General features: G+C 70.1%; 18 protein-coding genes. 11 read left to right on the top strand and 7 right to left on the bottom strand.

Going from position 1 to position 18255, the window contains the following annotated elements:
• Position 1 precedes the first annotated feature (1 nt).
• Positions 2-538 (top strand): EF-hand domain-containing protein, encoded by a 537-nt coding sequence (locus tag ACIHAO_RS06495; RefSeq protein WP_396555091.1) that lies wholly within the window; start codon positions 2-4, stop codon positions 536-538.
• Positions 539-587: 49 nt separating this feature from the next.
• On the opposite strand, the gene ACIHAO_RS06490 is transcribed toward ACIHAO_RS06495, so the two are convergent.
• Genes ACIHAO_RS06490 through ACIHAO_RS06465 form a run of 6 tightly spaced genes read right to left on the bottom strand, consistent with a single transcriptional unit; the run spans position 588 to position 5962 of the window.
• Positions 588-989 carry a DUF6917 domain-containing protein gene (locus ACIHAO_RS06490; protein WP_396555090.1) on the bottom strand — a complete coding sequence of 134 codons (402 nt, stop codon included), beginning with the start codon at positions 987-989 and terminating at the stop codon, positions 588-590.
• Positions 922-1866 (bottom strand): Gfo/Idh/MocA family protein, encoded by a 945-nt coding sequence (locus ACIHAO_RS06485; protein ID WP_396555089.1) that lies wholly within the window; start codon positions 1864-1866, stop codon positions 922-924. The genes ACIHAO_RS06490 and ACIHAO_RS06485 overlap by 68 nt, the downstream gene beginning before the upstream one ends.
• Entirely contained in the window at positions 1863-2912 is a 1050-nt protein-coding gene (locus ACIHAO_RS06480) for an Ldh family oxidoreductase (RefSeq protein ID WP_396555088.1), read from the bottom strand. The genes ACIHAO_RS06485 and ACIHAO_RS06480 overlap by 4 nt, the downstream gene beginning before the upstream one ends.
• Positions 2909-4129, bottom strand: coding sequence for a M20/M25/M40 family metallo-hydrolase (locus ACIHAO_RS06475; protein WP_396555087.1), 1221 nt, complete (start codon positions 4127-4129; stop codon positions 2909-2911). The genes ACIHAO_RS06480 and ACIHAO_RS06475 overlap by 4 nt, the downstream gene beginning before the upstream one ends.
• The gene (locus ACIHAO_RS06470; protein WP_396555086.1) at positions 4126-4944 is read right to left on the bottom strand and encodes a sugar phosphate isomerase/epimerase family protein; all 819 of its coding nucleotides are present in this window, start codon (positions 4942-4944) and stop codon (positions 4126-4128) included. The genes ACIHAO_RS06475 and ACIHAO_RS06470 overlap by 4 nt, the downstream gene beginning before the upstream one ends.
• The gene (locus ACIHAO_RS06465) at positions 4934-5962 is read right to left on the bottom strand and encodes a Gfo/Idh/MocA family oxidoreductase (protein WP_396555085.1); all 1029 of its coding nucleotides are present in this window, start codon (positions 5960-5962) and stop codon (positions 4934-4936) included. The genes ACIHAO_RS06470 and ACIHAO_RS06465 overlap by 11 nt, the downstream gene beginning before the upstream one ends.
• A 249-nt stretch (positions 5963-6211) precedes the next feature.
• On the opposite strand from ACIHAO_RS06465, the gene ACIHAO_RS06460 reads away from it, so the two are divergent.
• The 10 genes from ACIHAO_RS06460 (at position 6212) to ACIHAO_RS06415 (ending at position 17509) form a co-directional block, all read left to right on the top strand.
• On the top strand, positions 6212-7276 hold the full coding sequence (locus ACIHAO_RS06460) for a DegT/DnrJ/EryC1/StrS family aminotransferase (protein ID WP_396555084.1): 1065 nt from the start codon (positions 6212-6214) through the stop codon (positions 7274-7276).
• Positions 7273-8394, top strand: a complete 1122-nt coding sequence (locus ACIHAO_RS06455) for a DegT/DnrJ/EryC1/StrS family aminotransferase (RefSeq protein WP_396555083.1) — start codon at positions 7273-7275, stop codon at positions 8392-8394. Before ACIHAO_RS06460 ends, ACIHAO_RS06455 begins: the two co-directional genes overlap by 4 nt.
• The gene (locus tag ACIHAO_RS06450; protein WP_396555082.1) at positions 8394-9035 is read left to right on the top strand and encodes a class I SAM-dependent methyltransferase; all 642 of its coding nucleotides are present in this window, start codon (positions 8394-8396) and stop codon (positions 9033-9035) included. The genes ACIHAO_RS06455 and ACIHAO_RS06450 overlap by 1 nt, the downstream gene beginning before the upstream one ends.
• Positions 9032-9955, top strand: coding sequence for a UbiA family prenyltransferase (locus ACIHAO_RS06445; protein WP_396555081.1), 924 nt, complete (start codon positions 9032-9034; stop codon positions 9953-9955). Before ACIHAO_RS06450 ends, ACIHAO_RS06445 begins: the two co-directional genes overlap by 4 nt.
• Entirely contained in the window at positions 9952-11244 is a 1293-nt protein-coding gene (locus ACIHAO_RS06440) for a protoporphyrinogen/coproporphyrinogen oxidase (RefSeq protein ID WP_396555080.1), read from the top strand. The genes ACIHAO_RS06445 and ACIHAO_RS06440 overlap by 4 nt, the downstream gene beginning before the upstream one ends.
• Positions 11241-12734 (top strand): class I adenylate-forming enzyme family protein, encoded by a 1494-nt coding sequence (locus tag ACIHAO_RS06435; RefSeq protein WP_396555079.1) that lies wholly within the window; start codon positions 11241-11243, stop codon positions 12732-12734. The genes ACIHAO_RS06440 and ACIHAO_RS06435 overlap by 4 nt, the downstream gene beginning before the upstream one ends.
• Positions 12725-13516: a class I SAM-dependent methyltransferase gene (locus tag ACIHAO_RS06430; RefSeq protein WP_396555078.1), complete on the top strand. Its 792-nt coding sequence runs from the start codon at positions 12725-12727 to the stop codon at positions 13514-13516. Before ACIHAO_RS06435 ends, ACIHAO_RS06430 begins: the two co-directional genes overlap by 10 nt.
• Positions 13513-14886 carry a CoA transferase gene (locus ACIHAO_RS06425; protein ID WP_396555077.1) on the top strand — a complete coding sequence of 458 codons (1374 nt, stop codon included), beginning with the start codon at positions 13513-13515 and terminating at the stop codon, positions 14884-14886. The genes ACIHAO_RS06430 and ACIHAO_RS06425 overlap by 4 nt, the downstream gene beginning before the upstream one ends.
• A complete protein-coding gene (locus ACIHAO_RS06420; RefSeq protein ID WP_396555076.1) occupies positions 14883-16343 on the top strand; it encodes a class I adenylate-forming enzyme family protein in 1461 nt (486 codons plus the stop codon). Before ACIHAO_RS06425 ends, ACIHAO_RS06420 begins: the two co-directional genes overlap by 4 nt.
• Positions 16344-16429: 86 nt before the next feature.
• Positions 16430-17509, top strand: a complete 1080-nt coding sequence (locus ACIHAO_RS06415) for a hypothetical protein (RefSeq protein ID WP_396555075.1) — start codon at positions 16430-16432, stop codon at positions 17507-17509.
• A gap of 457 nt (positions 17510-17966) precedes the next feature.
• On the opposite strand, the gene ACIHAO_RS06410 is transcribed toward ACIHAO_RS06415, so the two are convergent.
• Entirely contained in the window at positions 17967-18224 is a 258-nt protein-coding gene (locus tag ACIHAO_RS06410) for a Prokaryotic metallothionein (RefSeq protein ID WP_125795141.1), read from the bottom strand.
• Positions 18225-18255: the final 31 nt, after the last annotated feature.

Below are 18255 nucleotides of genomic sequence, written 5' to 3'. Positions count from 1 at the left end.
AATGACCACGGCGGTCAAGAACGACAGGCTCAAGAAGCGTTTCGAGAAGTGGGACGTCAACGGCAACGGCAGGATCGAAAGGTCCGACTTCGAGGCCGAGGCCACCCGGATCATCGACGCGTTCGGCGAGGACCACGGGTCGCCACAGGCCCGCGCGGTGAAGGACTCGTTCCTGACGATGTACGAGTACCTGGCGGGCAAGGCGGGTGTCGGCCCGAACGGCTCGTTGAACGAGCAGCAGTTCACCCAGGTGATCGAAGCGCAGATCTTCCAGGAGGGCGACGCGGGATTCGCGCGGGTGGTGCGCCCGACCATCGCGGCGATCGTCGGCCTGTGCGACACCGACGGCGACGGCGAGGTCAACCAGAAGGAGTTCGCCAAGTGGCTGAACGCCATCGGTGTCGAAGCCTCGGCCGTGGCCCCCGCGTTCCGGGCCATCGACGTCAACGGCAACGGGAAGCTGACCGTCGACGAACTCGTGCACGCGGTCCGTGACTACCATCTCGGCAAGAGCGACGTGCCACTGCTGGGCAAATGACGGTGACCTGACGGCGTGGTGGTGAGTGGCTCTCCGGCGCGGAGGCCACTCACCACCGGCCGCGGAAGCAGACTTCCCGTTCCGGCTTGAGGCCGAGTTCCTCGCCGGTGACGGGCAGCGCGGTGTGGATGAGAATGTTGTAGTGGTTGGGAAAATGGCAGCCGTCGAAGCCGAGGACGGTGCCGACGAGTTCGCCGCCGATCCACACCTCGTCGCCCCGGTCGATCACGCCGGCCCGCGCTATTTCGGCGAAGCCGAGGAAGCCGACGTGGTCGATGCGCGCCCCCGGCTCCGTGTCGTCATGGCTGGTCGTGACGAGCTCGTGCACCTCGCCGACGCGGACGCACCGGCTGGCGAACGGTTCGAGACTCATTCCCCGGTCGTCACGGTGATGTACGAGCACCTTCACCACGGTGCCGGTGACCTCGCGTTTCGGTCCGTCTTCCCGCATCGTTCTCCCTCCGATAGCACTCGTCCACTATGGACAGTGCGTCGAGGCCACCGTCGCGCCAAGCCCCGCCTTGGCGTACGGCCTCCGCGAACTCACCCAGCAGCCCGGCGTACTCGTGCCACAGCGATTCCTTGAACCCCGGATAACCGGCGAGCAGGTCGGCGCGCAGGACGGTGCCGTCGGTCAGCCGGACCTCGACATCCTTGACCTCACCGGGAAAAGACCAGTCGAGTTCCACGACCGCGCCCTCCAGCACGAGCGTCGCCTTGCGGTCGACACCGTCCGCGTCACGCGTGATCCGGACGTCCCGCAGCACCATCGAGCCGAGGAACAGCCGGACGAGGTCGAGGGCGTTCGGCCCGTTGTCCGCCACGCAGCCACCGCCGCACCGCGCCGCGTCGAGGTACCAGCGATCACCGCCGACGTGTTCTTCGATCCGCTCCAGATAGCGCACCGTCAGCGAAGCGATCGGTGGCCCGCCGGCGAGCCGCTCGCGCAGGGCGAGCACGTTGCCGTTGTACCTGCGGTGGAAGGCGGTGAACAGCGCGACATCCCGCCGCGCCGCCCTCGCCGCGAGATCCTCGCCGTCGGCGAGCCTGGTGGCGATCGGCTTCTCCACGCACACCGGCAGGCCGGCGTCCAGCACGTCCCGGCACACGGAGGCGTGGACGTCGTTGGGCGCGGTCACGATCACCGCGTCGAGCCCGCCGTCGGCGAGCATCTCGCGATGATCGCGATAGCCGGGTACCGTGCTTTTCGCGAGTTCGGCCGGGTCGAGATCGCAGACCGCGGCGAGCGCGAACTCCCGCGATCGCTCCAGCGCGGCGAGGTAGAACTTCGAGATGACACCGAGTCCGACGACTCCGGCCCGGATCATCCGGGCGTCCTCTCCGATGCCGCGCGGAGTTCCTCGTAGACCGCGTCAGGAACCGGTACACCGTGCTCGCGGAACCGGGCCGCGCGCTCGCCCTCGTGCCAGCCGGGGTAGGCGACCGGGGTGGCGGGATCACGGGCGGGCCAGCCACGCACGGCGGTGAAGAGCGCGGACGCGTCGGAGGCGAATCCGGAGCGCAGGACCTCCGGGGCGATCGCCAGCGCCAAGACCCCGATGTCGTCGTCACGGTTCGCGTCGGGGGAGGTGGCGCCGAGCGTGGCGCCGGGCACCAGCGCGCCGAGCACCTCGACGAGCAGGCCGAGTCCGAATCCCTTGTAAGCGCCCGTTTCGGGAGCGCCGCCCAGCCACTGCAGGTGAGCCTCACCCCGGTCGAAGGCGGCGGGGTCGGTCACCGGTGAACCGTCGTCGTCGGCCAGCCACCCAGGCGGGATCTCCCGGCCTTCACGCGCCGCGGCCCGGATCCGGCCGGTCGGGACGACGGTGGTGCTCATGTCGAGGACGAACGGATGCGCGCCACCGGCGGGACAGGCCAGCGCGAGCGGGTTCGTGCCGAGCATCGCGGCCGCGCCGCCCGGCGGCGGGGCGATGCGCTGCCCGCCGCAGTTCGACGCGATGAGGCCGATCATGCCGTGCGTGACGGCGCGCGCGGCGTGGTGACCGGCGCAGCCGATATGCGTGGCCCCGCGCAGCGACACCATGCCGATGCCGTGCCGCGAAGCCCTGGCGCACGCCAGTTCCATCGCCTGCGACGCCGACCACAACCCGAGCGTGCGGCGGGCGTCGGCGAGGACACACGCGCCGAGATCGGTCTCGACGACCATGTCCGCCTTCGGTTCCGCGCGCCCTTGGTCGAGCAGGGGCAGGTACAGCCGGGTCAGATTGACCAGGCCGTGCGAGGTCACCCCGGTCAGGTCACCGTGGCACAACGCGGTGGCGGCGATCGCCGCCCGGTCCTCGGGGACCCCGCGATCCACGAAGATCCCGGTGACCTGGGAAAGCAAGGCCGGATAGGGCACCAGCACGGTCATGCTCCTCCGTTCCGGCTGAACCGCACGACGATCTCGCGCACGAGTTCACTGAACCGGTCGAGTTCTTCGGCATCGGCGTATTCCCCGCGCGAATGCGCGTTGTTGGTCCCCAGCGAACCGGGACCGAGAACGGCCGTCCGGGCGCCGGGGACGCCGGCGAGCCACAGGGCGTCGCAGGTGAACCCGGGCTCGTCGTCCGGCCAGCGCGGAACGAACGCGTCCAGCAGCGGAATGTCCTGCACCGGCAACGCGGGCAGGTCGCGTTTGAGCCACCGCAGGCCGGTGATCGCCGCGGCGTCCGTCGCGGTGCGGGCGAAGGACGGCGACTCCCGGAACCGGGAAACGAACCCGGCGATGCCGGTGCGCAGCCCGTCCTCCAGAGCCGAAGTCATCTTCGCCGCCACTTCTTCGCAGTCATAAGGAATGTTGAGCAGAAGCTCGCCGCTGCCGTACACCCTGTTGTGCAGCCGTCCGGTGTGCAGCCCGGCCACACAGACCTGACCGTGCTTCGCCAGGTCGTCCGCGAGGTGCTGGGCGAGGAAGCCCAGCAGAACCGTCGCGTTGTGCCCCCGGTGCGGCTCGTCGTCGATGGCGTCTTCACCGTCCACCCGCACGCACGCGGTCATCGACGCCGAACACCGTGGCAGGTACCGCAGCCCGGTCGGCTCGCAGAAGATGTTGAGAGCGCCGTGAAATCCCGCTTCGACGAGCGGCCGCGTGCCGAAGGTGCCCATCGCGCCGCCCTCCTCGCCGGACACGGCCTGGATGAGGACACCGGCATCCCGGCCGACCGCCGGATCGGCCGCGAGTGCGGCCCGGACACCGGCCAGCAGTGCCACCGCGGGTCCTTTCGCGTCGATCGCGCCGCGGCCGGTGAACCTGGTGCCGTCGAAACCCGCCGGTTCGAACGGCGCCACCGTGTCGAGGTGCACGTTGAACATCACGGCGGGCGCGGCCGGGCCGATCCGCAGCGCGAGGCTCGGCTGGCAAGCGAGGAACTCCGGCCCGGCGTCGCGGACCGCGAGGGGGACGCCGGGGCGCTCCAGCACCGACGGGCCCGGGGCGGCGAAACTCAGGACGTCGAAACCGATTTCGCTCGCGGCGTCGGCGTAGGCGCGCATCGCGTCCCACAGCCGGACTTCGCCGGTGGTCTCGAGCGGACCGGCCGTCGGCAGGTCGAGTAGCCGCACCAGCAAGTCCCGATCCGCCGGGATCACTGGACGAGCCCGGCCATCGCGCGGCCCGCGGCGACGAACGCGGACATCGCTCCGGGTGCCGGCACACCCTGTTCGTGCGGTTTGAGCGCGAGATGCGGCTCCAAGGACCACGCGCCCTGGTAGCCGTTGGCTCGGAGGAGTTTCACGCAGTCGGCGACCTGGGCGGCACCCTGACCGGGAAGGGTGAAGCCGCTCTCGTCCGCGTCCTTGATGTGCACGTGTTCGACGTGGACGGCGATGTCGGCGAGCAGGTCGAACCCGTCGTACCCGTGGGCGACGCCGTTTCCGGTGTCGAACAACAACTTCAGCGCCGGGCTCGCGACCTCGTCCAGCAGTTCGAGCATACGCTCGGCCCTGGTCCCCGCCCAGCCCGAGCAGTTCTCGTGCAGCAGCGTCACCCCGTGCTTTTCGGCGCGTTCGGCGAGGACGGTGATCCGCGCGATGACCTGAGCCCGCCACCGGTGACCGCTCAACCCCTCGTTGGGATAGGACATGATCCGGAGGTAGCGGGTGCCGATCGCCTTGGCTCGCCCGGCGAGTACGTCGAGTTCGGCGAGGTCGTGCCGGAAGTCGGTGCCGATCGGCCGGGCCCAGCCACCGATCCGGGAGGCCAGGCAGACCACGCGCACCCCCTCGTCCGACAAGGTGGTCGCGACGGCGTCGAACCGTTCGTCGGAGAGGTCGGCGATGGCGGCGTTGTCGACGCTGCGCAGTTCGATCGCCTTCCAGCCCAGCGCGTCGAGCGCCGAGAGCTGGCCGCCGAGGTCGGCCGCCGCCTCGTCCGTGATACCGGCGAACACCGGGTCATCCGGCATGGGTGACCACCGCGTCGGGCTCGGGACGCCTCGGCCGGGAGACCGGTTCCGCGCAGATGTTCTTGGCCACCGAAAGCAGCCGCACCACCTCGGTGGCGAAGGTGAACCCCTGGGTCTGCTCCCCGTCCAGCCGGAACTTCCGGTAGGCCTCGAACATCCACTCGGTCATCGCGTCGTCCCGCAGCACGACGTGCTCGGAGCGGCCGCTCGAAGACAACGTCAGCTGGGAGTGGTGGTCTTCACCGCTCACCGCGAAATGCCCGACAGCGGTGCCCTGCTCGAAGTCGACGGTGACCCGCCGCTCGCGCACCGGGGAAGTGAGGTCCGAACGGATCTCGGTGTGGATCCCCGAATTGTGCCGGAGCCCGACCGCGGCGCCGCCCATCCGGGGGCCGATGTTGCCCTCGACTTCGAGATCGGACCCGGACGCGTGGGTGACCCGTGCGGCGCCCGCGAGCCGCAGCGCGAGCGCGACCCCGTGCGGCAGTTCGACATCGAAGGCGGTCGGATGCCCGGGCCGGACGAGTGAACGGCGGAACCGCGGCTTGTTCTGGACGATGTCGATCGACTTCGCGGCGCCGAACCGGCCGTCGCGGATCAGCTCGACCAACCGTGCCGTGAGGGTGCTGGCGAGCCAGGGTTCGACGACCTCGACATGCAGCTTGTACTTACGGCGCAGCCGGATGATGCGGGCGAGGTCGTCGATGTCGGCGGCGAGCGGTTTCTCCACGATCACCTTGCGGAAGCCCAACGTGGCGAGCTCGGTGAGCACGGTGAGCCGTTCGGTCGGCGGTGTGCAGACGTGGGCGACGGTGCCGTCGGGATCGAGCCCGGTGGCCGCGGCGTCGATGGTGGGCGCGACCACGAGACCCGGCCGGGAGGCGACGTTCTGTCGCGGCTCGCACGCCGTGACGGGGCCGTCGTCGAAGAGCTGAGGGGTTCGTTCGCGGAGTTTGGCCAAGACCGGAAGATGCAGACCCGCGCCGGCGCGGCCGAGTCCCACAACGAATGAACGCACTGGTGAGTCTGCTCCTCGAGTTTCGCAATTCGAAATCCATTTCAAAACTGACATCGCGAAGATCGAGTGTCAATGCTTCGGTCCCGGGTTGACCAGGAAGTGCGAATCTGCCGGGTGGCCGGATTGCCTGATCTACGCTCGGGAACGGTTCCTACGCCACCGGAGGTGGGTACGCTGTCGGTGTCTTTCCACAACCAATCGGCCACATTCGAGCGAACCTGGACCAGTACCAGGCGACATATTCTCGACGTGATCGAGAATGGCAAGTATTCGCACGGCCGCAAGGTTGCCGAGCTCGAAGCCGCGCTGGCGGCGTACACGGGCGCGAAGTTTGTCATCGGGGTCAACAGCGGAACGGACGCGCTCGTCCTCTTGCTGCGGGCGGCGGGTCTCCGGTCCGGTGAGGAAGTGGTCGTCCCGGCCTTCTCCTTCGGCGCGACGGCGACCTCGGTCGTGCTCGCGGGCGGCACCCCGGTCTTCGCCGACATCGAGCCGGACGGGTACGGGATCGACCCGGCCGCGGTGGCCGACGCCGCGGGGGAGCGCACTCGGTTCGTCATGCCGACGCATCTGTTTTCGCAGCTCGCGGACATCGACAGGGTCCTCGATGTCGCGCGTCGCCTCGGGCTCACGGTGGTCGAGGACAGCGCGGAGGCCATCGGCATGCGGCACCGCGGCGCCCACGCCGGACTGTTCGGCGCCGGTGGCGTGCTGTCGTTCTTCCCGACGAAGACGCTGGGCGCGCTCGGTGACGCGGGTGCGGTCCTCACCGACGACCCGCGGATCGCGGGGACCGTCGACGCGCTCCGTCACCACGGCCGGTTCGGCGCCACGATCGCCGACTTCCCCGCGATCTCGACGGAGACCGGGCTGCCCGGCGTGAACAGCAAGATGGACGACATCCAGGCGGCCGTCCTCCTCGCGAAGCTCACCGGGCTCGACGACGACATCACCCGGCGCGCCGAACTGGCTTCCCGGTACACCGAGGCGCTCTCGGACGTGGCGGGAGTGCGCAAGCTGCCGGTGGTGCGGCCGGACAGCGTGTTCTACGTGTACGTGGTCGAGGTGGACTCGCGGGACGACCTGGCGGCGCATCTGGCGGCGAAAGGCGTGCAGACCGAGGTGTACTACCCGACGCCGCTTCATCTGCAACCCTGCTTCACCGGACTGGGCTATCGGAAGGGTGATTTCCCGAACGCCGAGAATGCCTGCCGTCACACTCTCGCGTTACCGCTGTATCCGGATATGCCTGTCGCCGATTGCGACCGGGTCTGCGACTCGATCCGTGATTTCTTTCAGGGGCGGCGCGGATGACGCTGCCGTTCTTTCCGGTGGATCTCTTCGACGACGACCGCGAAGAACTGCTGGACATCGTCAAGAGGGTCGGGCTCGCGCCGGAACAGAAATTCATTCTCGGAGTGCATACGGCCCGATTCGAGCAGGTCATCCGCGATTCGGTCGGCGCCGCGGACGCGATCGCTTGCGGAAGCGGAACCTCCGCGCTGATGCTGGTGCTGCGCGCGATGGACGTCGGCGCCGGGGACGAGGTGATCGTGCCCGCGTTCGGTTGCGCACCGCTCGCGGCCGCGCCCGCGCTGCTCGGCGCGACGCCGGTGTTCGCCGACATCGACCCGTGGACCATGGTCGTCGACCCCGCCGAGGTCGCCCGCCTGATCACCCCGCGCACCAAGGTGATCATGCCGGCGCACATGTTCTCGGTCATGGCGGACATGCCCGCGTTGCGCCGGATCGCCACCGACGCGGGCGTGCGGCTGCTGGAGGATTCCGCCGTCGCGCAGGGCGGGACGCTCGCGGGCACCCCGGCCGGGCGGTGGGGTGACGCGGGGGTGTACTCGTTCGTGCAGGTCAAAACGTTCGGCATGCCGGGCGAGGGCGGAATGGTCGTCACCGACGATCGTGAGCTCGGCTCCATGGTGCGGATGCTGCGCAACCACGGCCAGGACGGCAAGACCCGCTTCCTGTATCACCGTGTCGGGTACAACAGCCGGTTCGACGAGATCATGGCGGCGTTCCAGCTGTACCGGTTCCCGACCTTGTCCCAGCGGCTCGAACGCCGGGCACGGATCGGCGAGTACTACACCGGACGCTTCGCCGAACTGGCCGGCTGCGGCGTGCTCGCGCCACCTCCGGCCCGCGACGGGCGGTGTTACTACGTTTATTCGCTCTTGAGTGAGCGCCGGGACGAACTCCGGGATCACTTGGCGGCGCAGGGGATCGGCTCGCACGTGTACTACCCGGCGCCGTTGCCGCGGCAGCCCGCTTTCACCGGCTACACCCGGCCGGGCGACGCCTGGCCCGCGGCGGAGTCGGCCGCGCGGCGCACGCTGGCCATCCCGATCTACCCGCAGCTGACCGACGAGCAGGTGGAACGCATCGCGGACGCGGTGTGCCGATTCGCGAAGGAGTCTTGATGCAGCAGGTAACCCGGACCCCCGCGCCGAGCGAGGTCGCCGACGAGTGGCGCAGACGCGCGGAGCGCCCCGGGCTGGCCCGGGTCATGCGCGCGTCCCAGCCCGCCGAACTCGCGGCCGAAACGACCGCGCGCACCATCCGGCTCGTCACCGGCCTGCTGCGTTCACTCGGCGGGGTGGGGGCCGCGCTGGAGATCGGATGCGGGATGGGCAGGCTCACCCCGGCGATCGCGGCGCGGGCCCGCACGGTGACGGCGATCGACATGACCCCGCGCATGCTCGCGCTGGCCAAGGAGAACTGCGCACACCTGTCCACTGTGGACTTCGTGCGCACGACCGTCCAACGGCTTCCCTGGCGGGATAAGCGATTCGACGCCGCCGTCTGCGTGTGGGTACTGATGCACATCCTTGACGACGACGAGATCGCCGAAGCGTGCCGGGCGATCGCCGCGGCGGCCCGGCATCTCGTCCTGGTGGAGTACGAGGAGGCCGACATCCCGGTCGGCAGGTTCTCGAGGTTGCGGACCGTGGAGGAGTACTTGGCCCTTCTCCCCGGCGCGCACCTGCTCGAACGGCGTGAGCTGCATTACGGTGGCGACCGGTCGTTCGCCGCGTTGATCGCGCTGGACGACCCGCGATGACCACCCTTGCCGTCACTCGCGGCAAAGCGTATTTCCGGCTCGCGAAGCTCGACATCGTCGACTACTACCTCGGCGTGATCCTGGTGTGGACGCTGCTTGCGCCGGCGTCGAGGTTCGACGCGAGTGTCCTGGCGTCGGTCGGGGTGTTCCTGCTCGGCGAGGTGTTCGTGATCGCGGCGATGGTCGCGCTGGACGACCTGACCGGTTACCGCGACGGCAGCGACATCACGAACTACTCGCCCGACGACCTCCGGCGCAAGCGGTACCGCAAGCCGCTGGTGGCGGGAACGCTGAACGAGGACCAGGTGCTGCGGTTCGCGTGGGCGACCGGAGTCGTCGGCGCGGCACTGTGGCTCGCGGCCATCGCGATCGCCCCGCACCGTCCTGTGTGGACTGTCGTGCTCATCGTCGTCACCTACGTCTTCTCGTTGCAGTACTCCTGGGGTGTGAAGCTCAGCTACCACGGCTTCCAGGAGTTCTTCATCGCGGCGCTCGGCTGGGCGCTGGTGCTGGCGCCGTACGGTCTCGCCTCCGGTGAGTTCACCGGTTTCGCGCTCGCCCAGGCGTTGCTGTTCGGGCTGGGGCCGCTGCTGTTCGGCGTCTACTCCAACACCAACGACGTCGACGGCGACCGGCGGGTCGGCAGGCCGACGGTCGCGGCCCTGACCTCCGCACGGGGCAACATGTTCTTCGTGATCGCCGTTTCGGCGGCCGAGTTCGCGCTGATCCTCGCCGTACCCGCGCTCGGCGGTCCCTGGTGGTTCCCGCTCGCGCTGTCGCCCACGATCGTGGCGCGGATCCGGCAGGTGTGGCTCGGGTTCGCGCTGGACGACATCCTGCGGGCGCGGATGCTCGGCATCCGGATCCACCGGCTCACCGTGCTGATACTGGTCGTGGTGAACCTGGTGGTGATCACGTGACCGACGTCGACGTGGCGGTGGTCGGCGCGGGCGTCGCCGGGCTCACCACCGCGTACCGGCTCGGCCGGTCGGGGCGGGAGGCGCGGGTCTTCGAAGCGGCCGACGTGGTCGGCGGCCGGATGACGACGCTGCGCGAGGACGGCTACCTGATCGACACCTGTGCCGAGCAGATGGCCGAGCGGGGTTACGAGGCGACCTGGCGGCTGCTGGCGGAACTGGGCGTCGACGCCGCAGCGGCGCCCCGGATCGGCCGTGGCATCGCGATGTGGCGTGGCCGTGCGCGGTCCGGGGTCGCGCAGCCGCGAGGACTGCTCACCGGAGCGGGGCTGTCCCTCCGGGCGCGCCTGGAGGCGGCGCGCGTGATCCGGGGGAGCTTCGACACCGAACGTCCGGAGGCGTCCCGGCTGGGCGAGGCCACCGTCGCGGAGTTCGCCGCGCCGCATCATCCGGATCTGCTGGACTACCTGCTGCAGCCGGTGGTCTCCGGCTTCTTCGGCTGGGATCCGGCGCGTTCGGCGGCCGCGCCCCTGCTCGCCCTGCTGACCGCGGTGGGACCGCCGCCGACCTGGCGGGCGTACCGCGACGGCATGGACACCCTCGCCCGCGCTCTCGCCGCGAAAACGGACGTCAGCACGGGTTTCCGGGTCGATCAGGTCGTCGATGACGGTTCCTCGGCGCGGATCCTCAGCGGCACGCGCGAGATCACGGCGCGCGCGGTCGTGCTGGCCGTGCCCGCCCCGGTGGCGGTGCGGCTGTACCCGCGGCACGGCTCGGACTTCCTCGACGCGTGCTCGTTCACCCCGATCGTCAAGGCGCATCTGCTGCTCGATCGTCCGCTCGGTGGTCCCGACTATGCCTTGGTCGTGCCGACCGCGGAGAACGGCACGGTGTCCACGGTCATCTTCGACCATCTGAAACACCCCGGTCGCGCACCGGAAGGCCGCGGGCTGGTCACGCTCATGGCCCATCCGGCTGTGATATCGGAGCTGCTCGACGCCTCCGACGAGGAGGTGGCGAGCCGGTTGGCAGGCGCTGCCGAGCCTCTCGTTCCCGGCCTCAATTCGGCGACCCGCCGCTCGATCGTCCGGCGGGTGCGGCACGCGGCGCCCGAAGCGACGCCTCGGGCGCTCGCCCTGCGGGCCTCGTTCGAGGCGGGTCTCGGCCGTGGCGTCGTCGACTACGCGGGTGACTGGGTGTTCCTGAGCCCGTGCAGCGAGGCGGCCGTCCGCTCCGGTATCCGGGCCGCACGACGGCTCGCCACTCGTCCGGCGGAGGAAAGGGCTCGATGAAACCGCACGACATGGGAACGCTGTTCGACGAGTGCGCGCACACCGGTACGAGGGTTCACCTCGACCGGCCGTTCGACATCGCGCCGATGCGCGGCACCGAGTACACGGTCGCCGAACTCGCCGGGCTGGTGCGGGACGCCGCGGGATGGTTGTCCGAAGCCGGTGTGGGGCCGGGAGATCGGGTGGCCATCGTCAAGCGCAACCACTGGGACTACGACCTGCTCGCCTGCGCCGCGGTGCGAATCGGGGCTGTCCCGGCGAAGCTGTCCGGCCTGCTGCCGGACAACACGGTGGAACTCCTGCTGAAACGCCTCGGCCCGGCGGTGCTCGTCACCGATCGTCCGGCCCCCGGCGCGGACCGGGTCCTGCGGATCGAAGACTTCACCGCCGCGTCGCCGCCCGCGCCGCACCGGAGGCACGACGACGAACCGCTGCTCATCTGCCACACCTCGGGAACGACCGGGACACCGAAACTGGTCGTCCACACGACGCGGACGATCATCGACCGGCTCGCTCGGCCGGAGTCGGTCCGCTGGCCCGTCCTCGGGCTCCGGCGTGACGACGTGGTGGGCAACGCCAGCGCGTACGCGCACGGCCGCACCTTCTGCTGGACGGCGTCGGCGCTGTGCCTCGCGCCGAAGGAGATCGTGATCCTGAGCGATTCCTCTTCGGCGGCAAGGGTGTTCGGCCGTCATCGGCCGACCGTCATCGAGGCACTCCCGTCGGCGTACGTGCGCTGGCGGCCGCTCGCGGACACGCCCGAGAACCCGTTCCGCCGGGTGCGGAGGTTCGTCAGCACCTACGACGCCGTGCATCCTCCGGTGATCAGGACGATGCTCCACGCGACCCGCCGGAAGCGTCCACTATGGATGCAGGGTTGGGGCCAATCCGAGACGGGACCGCTGTCGTTCCGGTTCTTCACCAGACGTTCCGCGCATACGACCCGTGAACTCGGCAGGCCGTTGCCGGGCCTCGCCCGGTTGCGGGTCGTCGACCCGGAGACCGCCGAACCGGTGCCGCGGGGCACCGCCGGGCTGGTGCTGGCCCGCACTCGCGCCCGCTGCGTGGCGTACGTGGGTGAACAGGACCGGTGGGAGGCCAAGGCCCACGGCCCGTGGTGGAACACCGGAGACCTCGGCGTGGTGAGCCGGAGCGGCGCCGTGACCCTGCTGGATCGCGAGGTCGACAGCGTTCCCGGGATGAGCTGCCTCGCGGTGGAGGACCAGATCGAAGACCGCCTCCCGGCCATCGCCGAATGCGTGCTGCTTTCCGCGGCGGGACGGGCGCCGATCCCGGTCGTCGTGACCGACACCGGCCTCGATCCGGCGCACTGGCGGGCCGCGGTACTCGACCTGCCGCCGCTGGGGGAGCCGGTGGTGCTCCCGTGGGATGAGGTCCCGAGAACGGGCACCGGGAAGGTGCGGCGACTGGAACTGCTGGCCCGGCTGACCGGGACGGCCGAAACACAGGGATCGGGAAGGTGGACGTGACAACGGCTTACGTGTTCGACAACGACAGTGGACACGCCATCGAACAGCATCGCTGTCTCTCCGAGGCGTATGACCCGATCACGTTCGCACGGCTGGGGGAGACCGGTGTCGGTGACGGCTGGTCCTGCCTCGAAGTCGGCGCGGGCGGTAGCGGCGTCGCACAGTGGCTGGCCGCCAGGGTGGCGCCGACCGGGTCGGTGCTGGCGACCGACATCAAAACCGGCCACCTCGCCTCCGGGCCCGGGTTGACCGTGCTCCGGCACGACATCGTCCGGGATCCGTTGCCTCGCGGCGATTTCGACCTCGTCCACGCCCGGCTCGTGTTGCAGCATCTGCCCGAGCGGGAGGCCGTGCTCCGCAAGCTGGCGCGTGGCCTCAAACCGGGCGGCTGGATGCAGATCGACGAATTCGACATCTCCTACGGCCCGGTGCTGCTCGCGCCCGACGCGCGGTCGGTGGAACTGTACGAGAAGTTTCTGGCAGCCAAGGAAAAGACGTTCACCATGGCGGGCGGGGACGGCACGTGGGGCCGCCGCGCCGCCGCGTCGATGGCCGCCGCGGGCCTGGTCGACGTCGATCCGGTGCCCGTGCTCTTCCCGTGGCGGGCGGGGTCACCCGGGCTGAACCTGCTGATCCACCACACCCATCACCTGCGGGACAAGCTGGTCGCCGCGGGCATGACCGACGACGAGCTCGCCGAAGTGCGTGCGGTCATGGCGGATCCGGGATTCCGCGCGTCGTCGTGTGTCGTGTACTCCGTGCACGGCAGGCGCGCCGGATGAGCACCGCACTCGACACCGTGACCGTGGCGGGCCCCGTCGACCTGCCGCTGGCCGGTGAGCTCGACGTGCAAGCCGCCTGCGGCATCATGCACGTCCACGGCCGGAAGTCCGGTGTGCCGGCCCGGCTGGGTCTCGACTACGCGTCCATCCTCGCGGCCGAACTCGCCGAGCTGGGCGCCGTCGCGCTGAAACTCGCCCACGGCCGGGGCATCCCGCTGAGCGGCGTGTCCACTTCACTGGCGCAGGCGGCTTTGCTGGCGATCTCGCAGTATCTCGCGGCGGCGACGACCGAAGACGATCACGAGGAGCCGCTGATTCCCGGCGGGCCGCCCTTCCGTTCGTCCGACGGGGTCTTCTTCGAGATCGAGACCCTCGATCCGGCGGTGTGGCAACGGTTCTGGCCGGGTCTCGGTGTCGACGAGCGAACGACTTCCCATGGCTGGCGGCCGTTCATGCAACGCTTCGCCACCGCGACCTGCCCCCTGCCGCGGCGGCTGCCGGAAACTCTCGCCACCCGGCCGATCGCCGAGATCGAGGACGCGGCAGTCCGGTCCGGCATGACGCTGGTGCGCGTGGCGGACCGCCCGATCGAGACTGCGCCCGCGTTCGTCGTTCGCGGCGAGGGCCGGGGGTACCGGCCGGTCCGGCCGGTGGAGCCACTCCCGTTGTCCGGCTTGCTCGTGCTCGAATCCTGCCGCCGGGTCCAGGGTCCGTTGGCGGGGCACCTGCTCCGGCTGCTCGGCGCGACGGTGCTGAGGATCGAACCGCCGGGCGGCGACCCACTGCGGTGGGTCCCGCCGATCGCCGGGCGGACGTCGGCCAGGTTCCGCGCGCTCAACGACGGCAAGGAAGTCGTCGAGATCGACCTGAGCACCCCGGTCGGCAGGGACCACCTGCTCGAACTCGCCGTCGGCGCCGACGTGTTCCTGCACAACTGGGCGCCGGGCAAGGCAGGGCGATGGTCGCTGCGCGCCCTCGATCTGGCGCGTGCCCGGCCGGGGATCCTGTACGCGCACGCGTCGGGATGGGGTACCGAACTGGGCCCGGAACCCCCGGTGGGCACGGATTTCGTCGTGCAGGCCCACGCGGGGGTCCCGTCGTCGCTGATGACGATCGTCGACGTGTTCGGCGGCGTCGTCTGCGCACACGGGATCGTGGCGGGCCTGGCCCGTGGCGCCACCCGCGTCGACTCGTCGCTCCTGTCCGCGGCGGGCAGGCTCAACGCGGGGGCCCGGCGGTCCTGCGACCGCCCGCTCACCGTTCCGGTGTGCGACGACCTCGCCGCCCTCGCCGCGGATCCCCGCTTTTCCCGCGCGCTGATCCATACCGACTGCGTACTCGTCGGATCGCCGTGGGAATTCAGGTCATGACCTGGGTGTCGGCGACCGGGGTGATCCTGCGTGACCTCGTTCCCGCCGCGCTACGCCGCGAATGGGTCCGATGTGGACACTGCCCGGACCGCGAGCTGTACTCGCTGTTCCGTGACCGCGTTCGCGAGCATCCGCTTCGCACGGCGGTGATCGACGACGAGGGCGCGCTCGACTACACGGCACTGGACGCCGCGGTGCGGAAACTGGCGGCCCGGCTTTCGGTGGCCGGATGCGGTTCGACGGACATCGTCGCGGTGCGGGAACCCGACGGACGTGACGCGGTGATCGCCGAGCTGGCGGTCCTGGCGCTCGGCGCCGTGGTCTTGCCACTGCCCTCCGGCTCGGACAGCCTCCTCGACCGCGCGGGTGTCCGTTTCGTCATCGAGAACGGGCGAGTGGAGGGCTCGTCGGATCCGCGCCGCGCGGCTCACCTCCGTCCGCACCCGGACGCTCCGGCCCGGATCCTGGTGTCGTCCGGCTCGGAGTCGGAACCGAAGATGGTCGCCTACTCGCACAACGCTTTCGCCGGCGGCCGGGCCAACTATCTCCGTGCCGTCCATGGCGGCACCACGGCGCCTCGCGACCTGGTCCTCGTCTCGCCGACCTCGGGATTCGGCTCGTTCGGAGTGCCGGTGACGCTGTGCCGCGCCGGCGGCACGCTGGTCTTGACACGCCGGTTCGAGGCGGGCGCGGCGCTCCGGCTGATCACCGAGCACCGTCCGACGCAGGTGTTCGCCGTACCCGCGATGTGGCGGCGCATGGCCGAGCACCCCGCGACGGTGGACACCGCCGGGCTCGTGTCCATCGTGTCGAGTGGTGACACGCTGCCGCCTTCGACACGCGACGCTTGCCGTCGGCGGTTCGGTGTCGGGATGATCGACATCTACGGCTCGTCCGACGGCGTCAACTGCCATACGACGGAGCCGGAGAACGGTGTCGGTGTCCCGGATCCCGCCGTCTGCGAGATCCGCCTCGTCGACGGCGAGATCTGCGCACGAGGTCCCATGACACCGTTGTGCTACGTCGCCGCGCCCGAACTGGACGCCGCGAACCGGCTCGACGGGGGCTGGGTGCGGACGGGTGACAACGGCCGGTTCGACGACCAGGGCAGGCTCCACGTCACCGGCAGGCGCAAACGCGTGGTGATCCGCGGCGGGTACACGATCAGCCCGGCCGAGGTGGAGCTCGCGATCGGGGACCATCCCGCGATCAGCGAGGTCGCCTGTGTCCCGGTCCCGGACACCGGCCTGGGAGAACGGCTCTGCGCCTGCGTGACCGTCCGCGACGGACACTCGCCGACGTTGACCGAGCTCACGGCGTTCCTCACCGCCGGAGGCCTCGCCGTCCGCAAACTGCCGGAGCTCCTGCTCACCCTTCCGGAACTCCCGCTGGGCCGGACCGGCAAGGTCTGCCATCGCACGCTCGCCGGCCTCGCGGCCCGTCGCGGCCGGCCATGATTCGCCTGCCCGCTCCCGGGTACTCGAAGATCGGCAACGGAACCGACGAGACAGGAGATGCCGTGCACAGCTCAACGCTCCGGGAAGTGACCGCACGTGAAGGCCCCTTCGCGTCGGTCTACTTCGACAACTCGCACAACACCGAAGACGCCGCCGCGCAGCTGGACCTGCGCTGGCGCTCGATCCGCAAGCAACTCGCCGACGAAGGCGCGCAGGAGCGGACGCTCAGCGCCCTGGACGCGGCGGTGGCCGCCGCACCGCCTTCGGAGGGCAGGGCCGGACGTGCCCTGGTCGCGGGCGGTGACGAGGTCGTACTCGACGAAGAACTCGTGGAGCCGCCGCCCCGGGAGATCGTCCGCGTCGCGCAGCAGCCGTACCTGCTCCCGCTCCTGCGGCTCACCCCGGTCGTCGTACCGCATGTGGTGGTGGTCGCGGACAAGACCGGGGCCGACCTGTTCGCGGCGGGCGAGGACGGCGCCGAACAGCGGACCGTCCAGGGTGAGGAACATCCGGTGCACAAGGTGCGCGGTGGCGGCTCTGCCTACTGGAACATCCAGCACCGGGTGGAGGCCGTCGCCGAACGCAACGCCGCGGACGTGGCGCGCGAGGCCGTCGAACTCGCGGACTCCGTCGGCGCCGAGGTGCTGATCCTCGCGGGTGAGGTGCAGGCGCGGACGCTGGTGCGCGAAGAACTCGCCCCGCGAGGGAAGGAAAAGGTCGTCGAGCTGGAGGAAGGCGGCCGAGCGGACGGCAGTGCCCCGGAGGCGCTCGAAGCCGAGGTCCGCCGCGTCCTCGTCGAGCACGCGGAACGCCGTCGCCAGGACGTGATCGAACGCTTCCGCGTCGAACAGGGCCGTGAGGGCGGACTCGCGACGGACGGGCTCGCGCGAACGGCCGCGGCGCTGCGTTCGAGCGCCGTCGAGACCCTGCTGATCGACGCCGACTCGCTGGCGGATCGCCTGGTCTGGGTCACGGACGACCCGACACAGATCGCGACCACCAGGGAGGACCTCGAACTCTCGGGGACCGGCGCGGAGGCCCTGACTGAATGCCGCGCGGACGAAGCGCTGCCCGCGGCCGTGCTGGCCGCAGGCGCGGACATCGTCCCTGTCAGCGGCGAAGGCCTGGCAGAGGGCGTCGGCGCGATCCTCCGGTTCTCGATCTGATCGCACGCCTTGGCCCGGCAGGCGATGGTGGTGAGCGGGGAGGATTCCGGACGTTCAGTGTCCGGAATCTTCCCCGCTCGAGGTGCCGGCCGGATGGCGTGATCCGAGCGTGGAGGATCAGGGACGCTCAACGTCCTAAATCCTCCACGCTCGACCGTGCCGCGGCGAGATCCCGGTGAGTATGCGAACACCGACCCGCTCTATTGAGGGATGAGGCAAAGGTGGCGTCAGTTCGGGTGTGTGAAACAGGTGTTCACAGGACCTGTCACGCTGGACTGTGTGGATTTCGGGACATCTGACGTCCCGAAATCCACACAGTGAGGGACGCGGTCCGACAGCGTGACCAGGGCCGAAGGCTCCCATCGCCGCATCAGACACGGTGAAGGGAGCCTTCACCCACCACCGGCCGCGCCCGCGAACACGCCACCAGTTGCCAGCAAGTGTCCCTTGTGGACTCTCAGTGGGACGCCGCCACGGCATCGCGGGCCTTGTCGCCGCCGGCGACGGAACTTTCCCGTGCGCAGTGGGCGCAGCAGAAGAACCGGTCTTCCACCTGGATCCCGTGCCCGACCACGCGGCATCCACAGTGGTCACAGATCGGGGCGAGCTGGTGGATCGCGCATTCGAAGGAGTCGAAGGTGTGCATCGCTCCCTCGACGGTGCGGATCTCGAAGGTCTTCTCGTAGTCGTTTCCACAGACTTCGCAGGTGGCCATCGCTCTTTCCTCCGGTAGTGCTCGTGGTTCT

Source organism: Amycolatopsis sp. NPDC052450 (assembly GCF_044547565.1).
GTDB lineage: Bacteria > Actinomycetota > Actinomycetes > Mycobacteriales > Pseudonocardiaceae > Amycolatopsis.
This window is presented reverse-complemented; position numbering and strand designations above follow the sequence as displayed.

Bases quoted from the DNA above. Each gene is read 5' to 3' on its own strand.
- ACIHAO_RS06495 (WP_396555091.1), top strand. From the start codon at position 2: ATGACCACGGCGGTCAAGAACGACAGGCTCAAGAAGCGTTTCGAGAAG.
- ACIHAO_RS06490 (WP_396555090.1), bottom strand. From the start codon at position 989: ATGCGGGAAGACGGACCGAAACGCGAGGTCACCGGCACCGTGGTGAAG.
- ACIHAO_RS06485 (WP_396555089.1), bottom strand. From the start codon at position 1,866: ATGATCCGGGCCGGAGTCGTCGGACTCGGTGTCATCTCGAAGTTCTAC.
- ACIHAO_RS06480 (WP_396555088.1), bottom strand. From the start codon at position 2,912: ATGACCGTGCTGGTGCCCTATCCGGCCTTGCTTTCCCAGGTCACCGGG.
- ACIHAO_RS06470 (WP_396555086.1), bottom strand. From the start codon at position 4,944: ATGCCGGATGACCCGGTGTTCGCCGGTATCACGGACGAGGCGGCGGCC.
- ACIHAO_RS06455 (WP_396555083.1), top strand. From the start codon at position 7,273: ATGACGCTGCCGTTCTTTCCGGTGGATCTCTTCGACGACGACCGCGAA.
- ACIHAO_RS06450 (WP_396555082.1), top strand. From the start codon at position 8,394: ATGCAGCAGGTAACCCGGACCCCCGCGCCGAGCGAGGTCGCCGACGAG.
- ACIHAO_RS06445 (WP_396555081.1), top strand. From the start codon at position 9,032: ATGACCACCCTTGCCGTCACTCGCGGCAAAGCGTATTTCCGGCTCGCG.
- ACIHAO_RS06435 (WP_396555079.1), top strand. From the start codon at position 11,241: ATGAAACCGCACGACATGGGAACGCTGTTCGACGAGTGCGCGCACACC.
- ACIHAO_RS06425 (WP_396555077.1), top strand. From the start codon at position 13,513: ATGAGCACCGCACTCGACACCGTGACCGTGGCGGGCCCCGTCGACCTG.
- ACIHAO_RS06420 (WP_396555076.1), top strand. From the start codon at position 14,883: ATGACCTGGGTGTCGGCGACCGGGGTGATCCTGCGTGACCTCGTTCCC.
- ACIHAO_RS06410 (WP_125795141.1), bottom strand. From the start codon at position 18,224: ATGGCCACCTGCGAAGTCTGTGGAAACGACTACGAGAAGACCTTCGAG.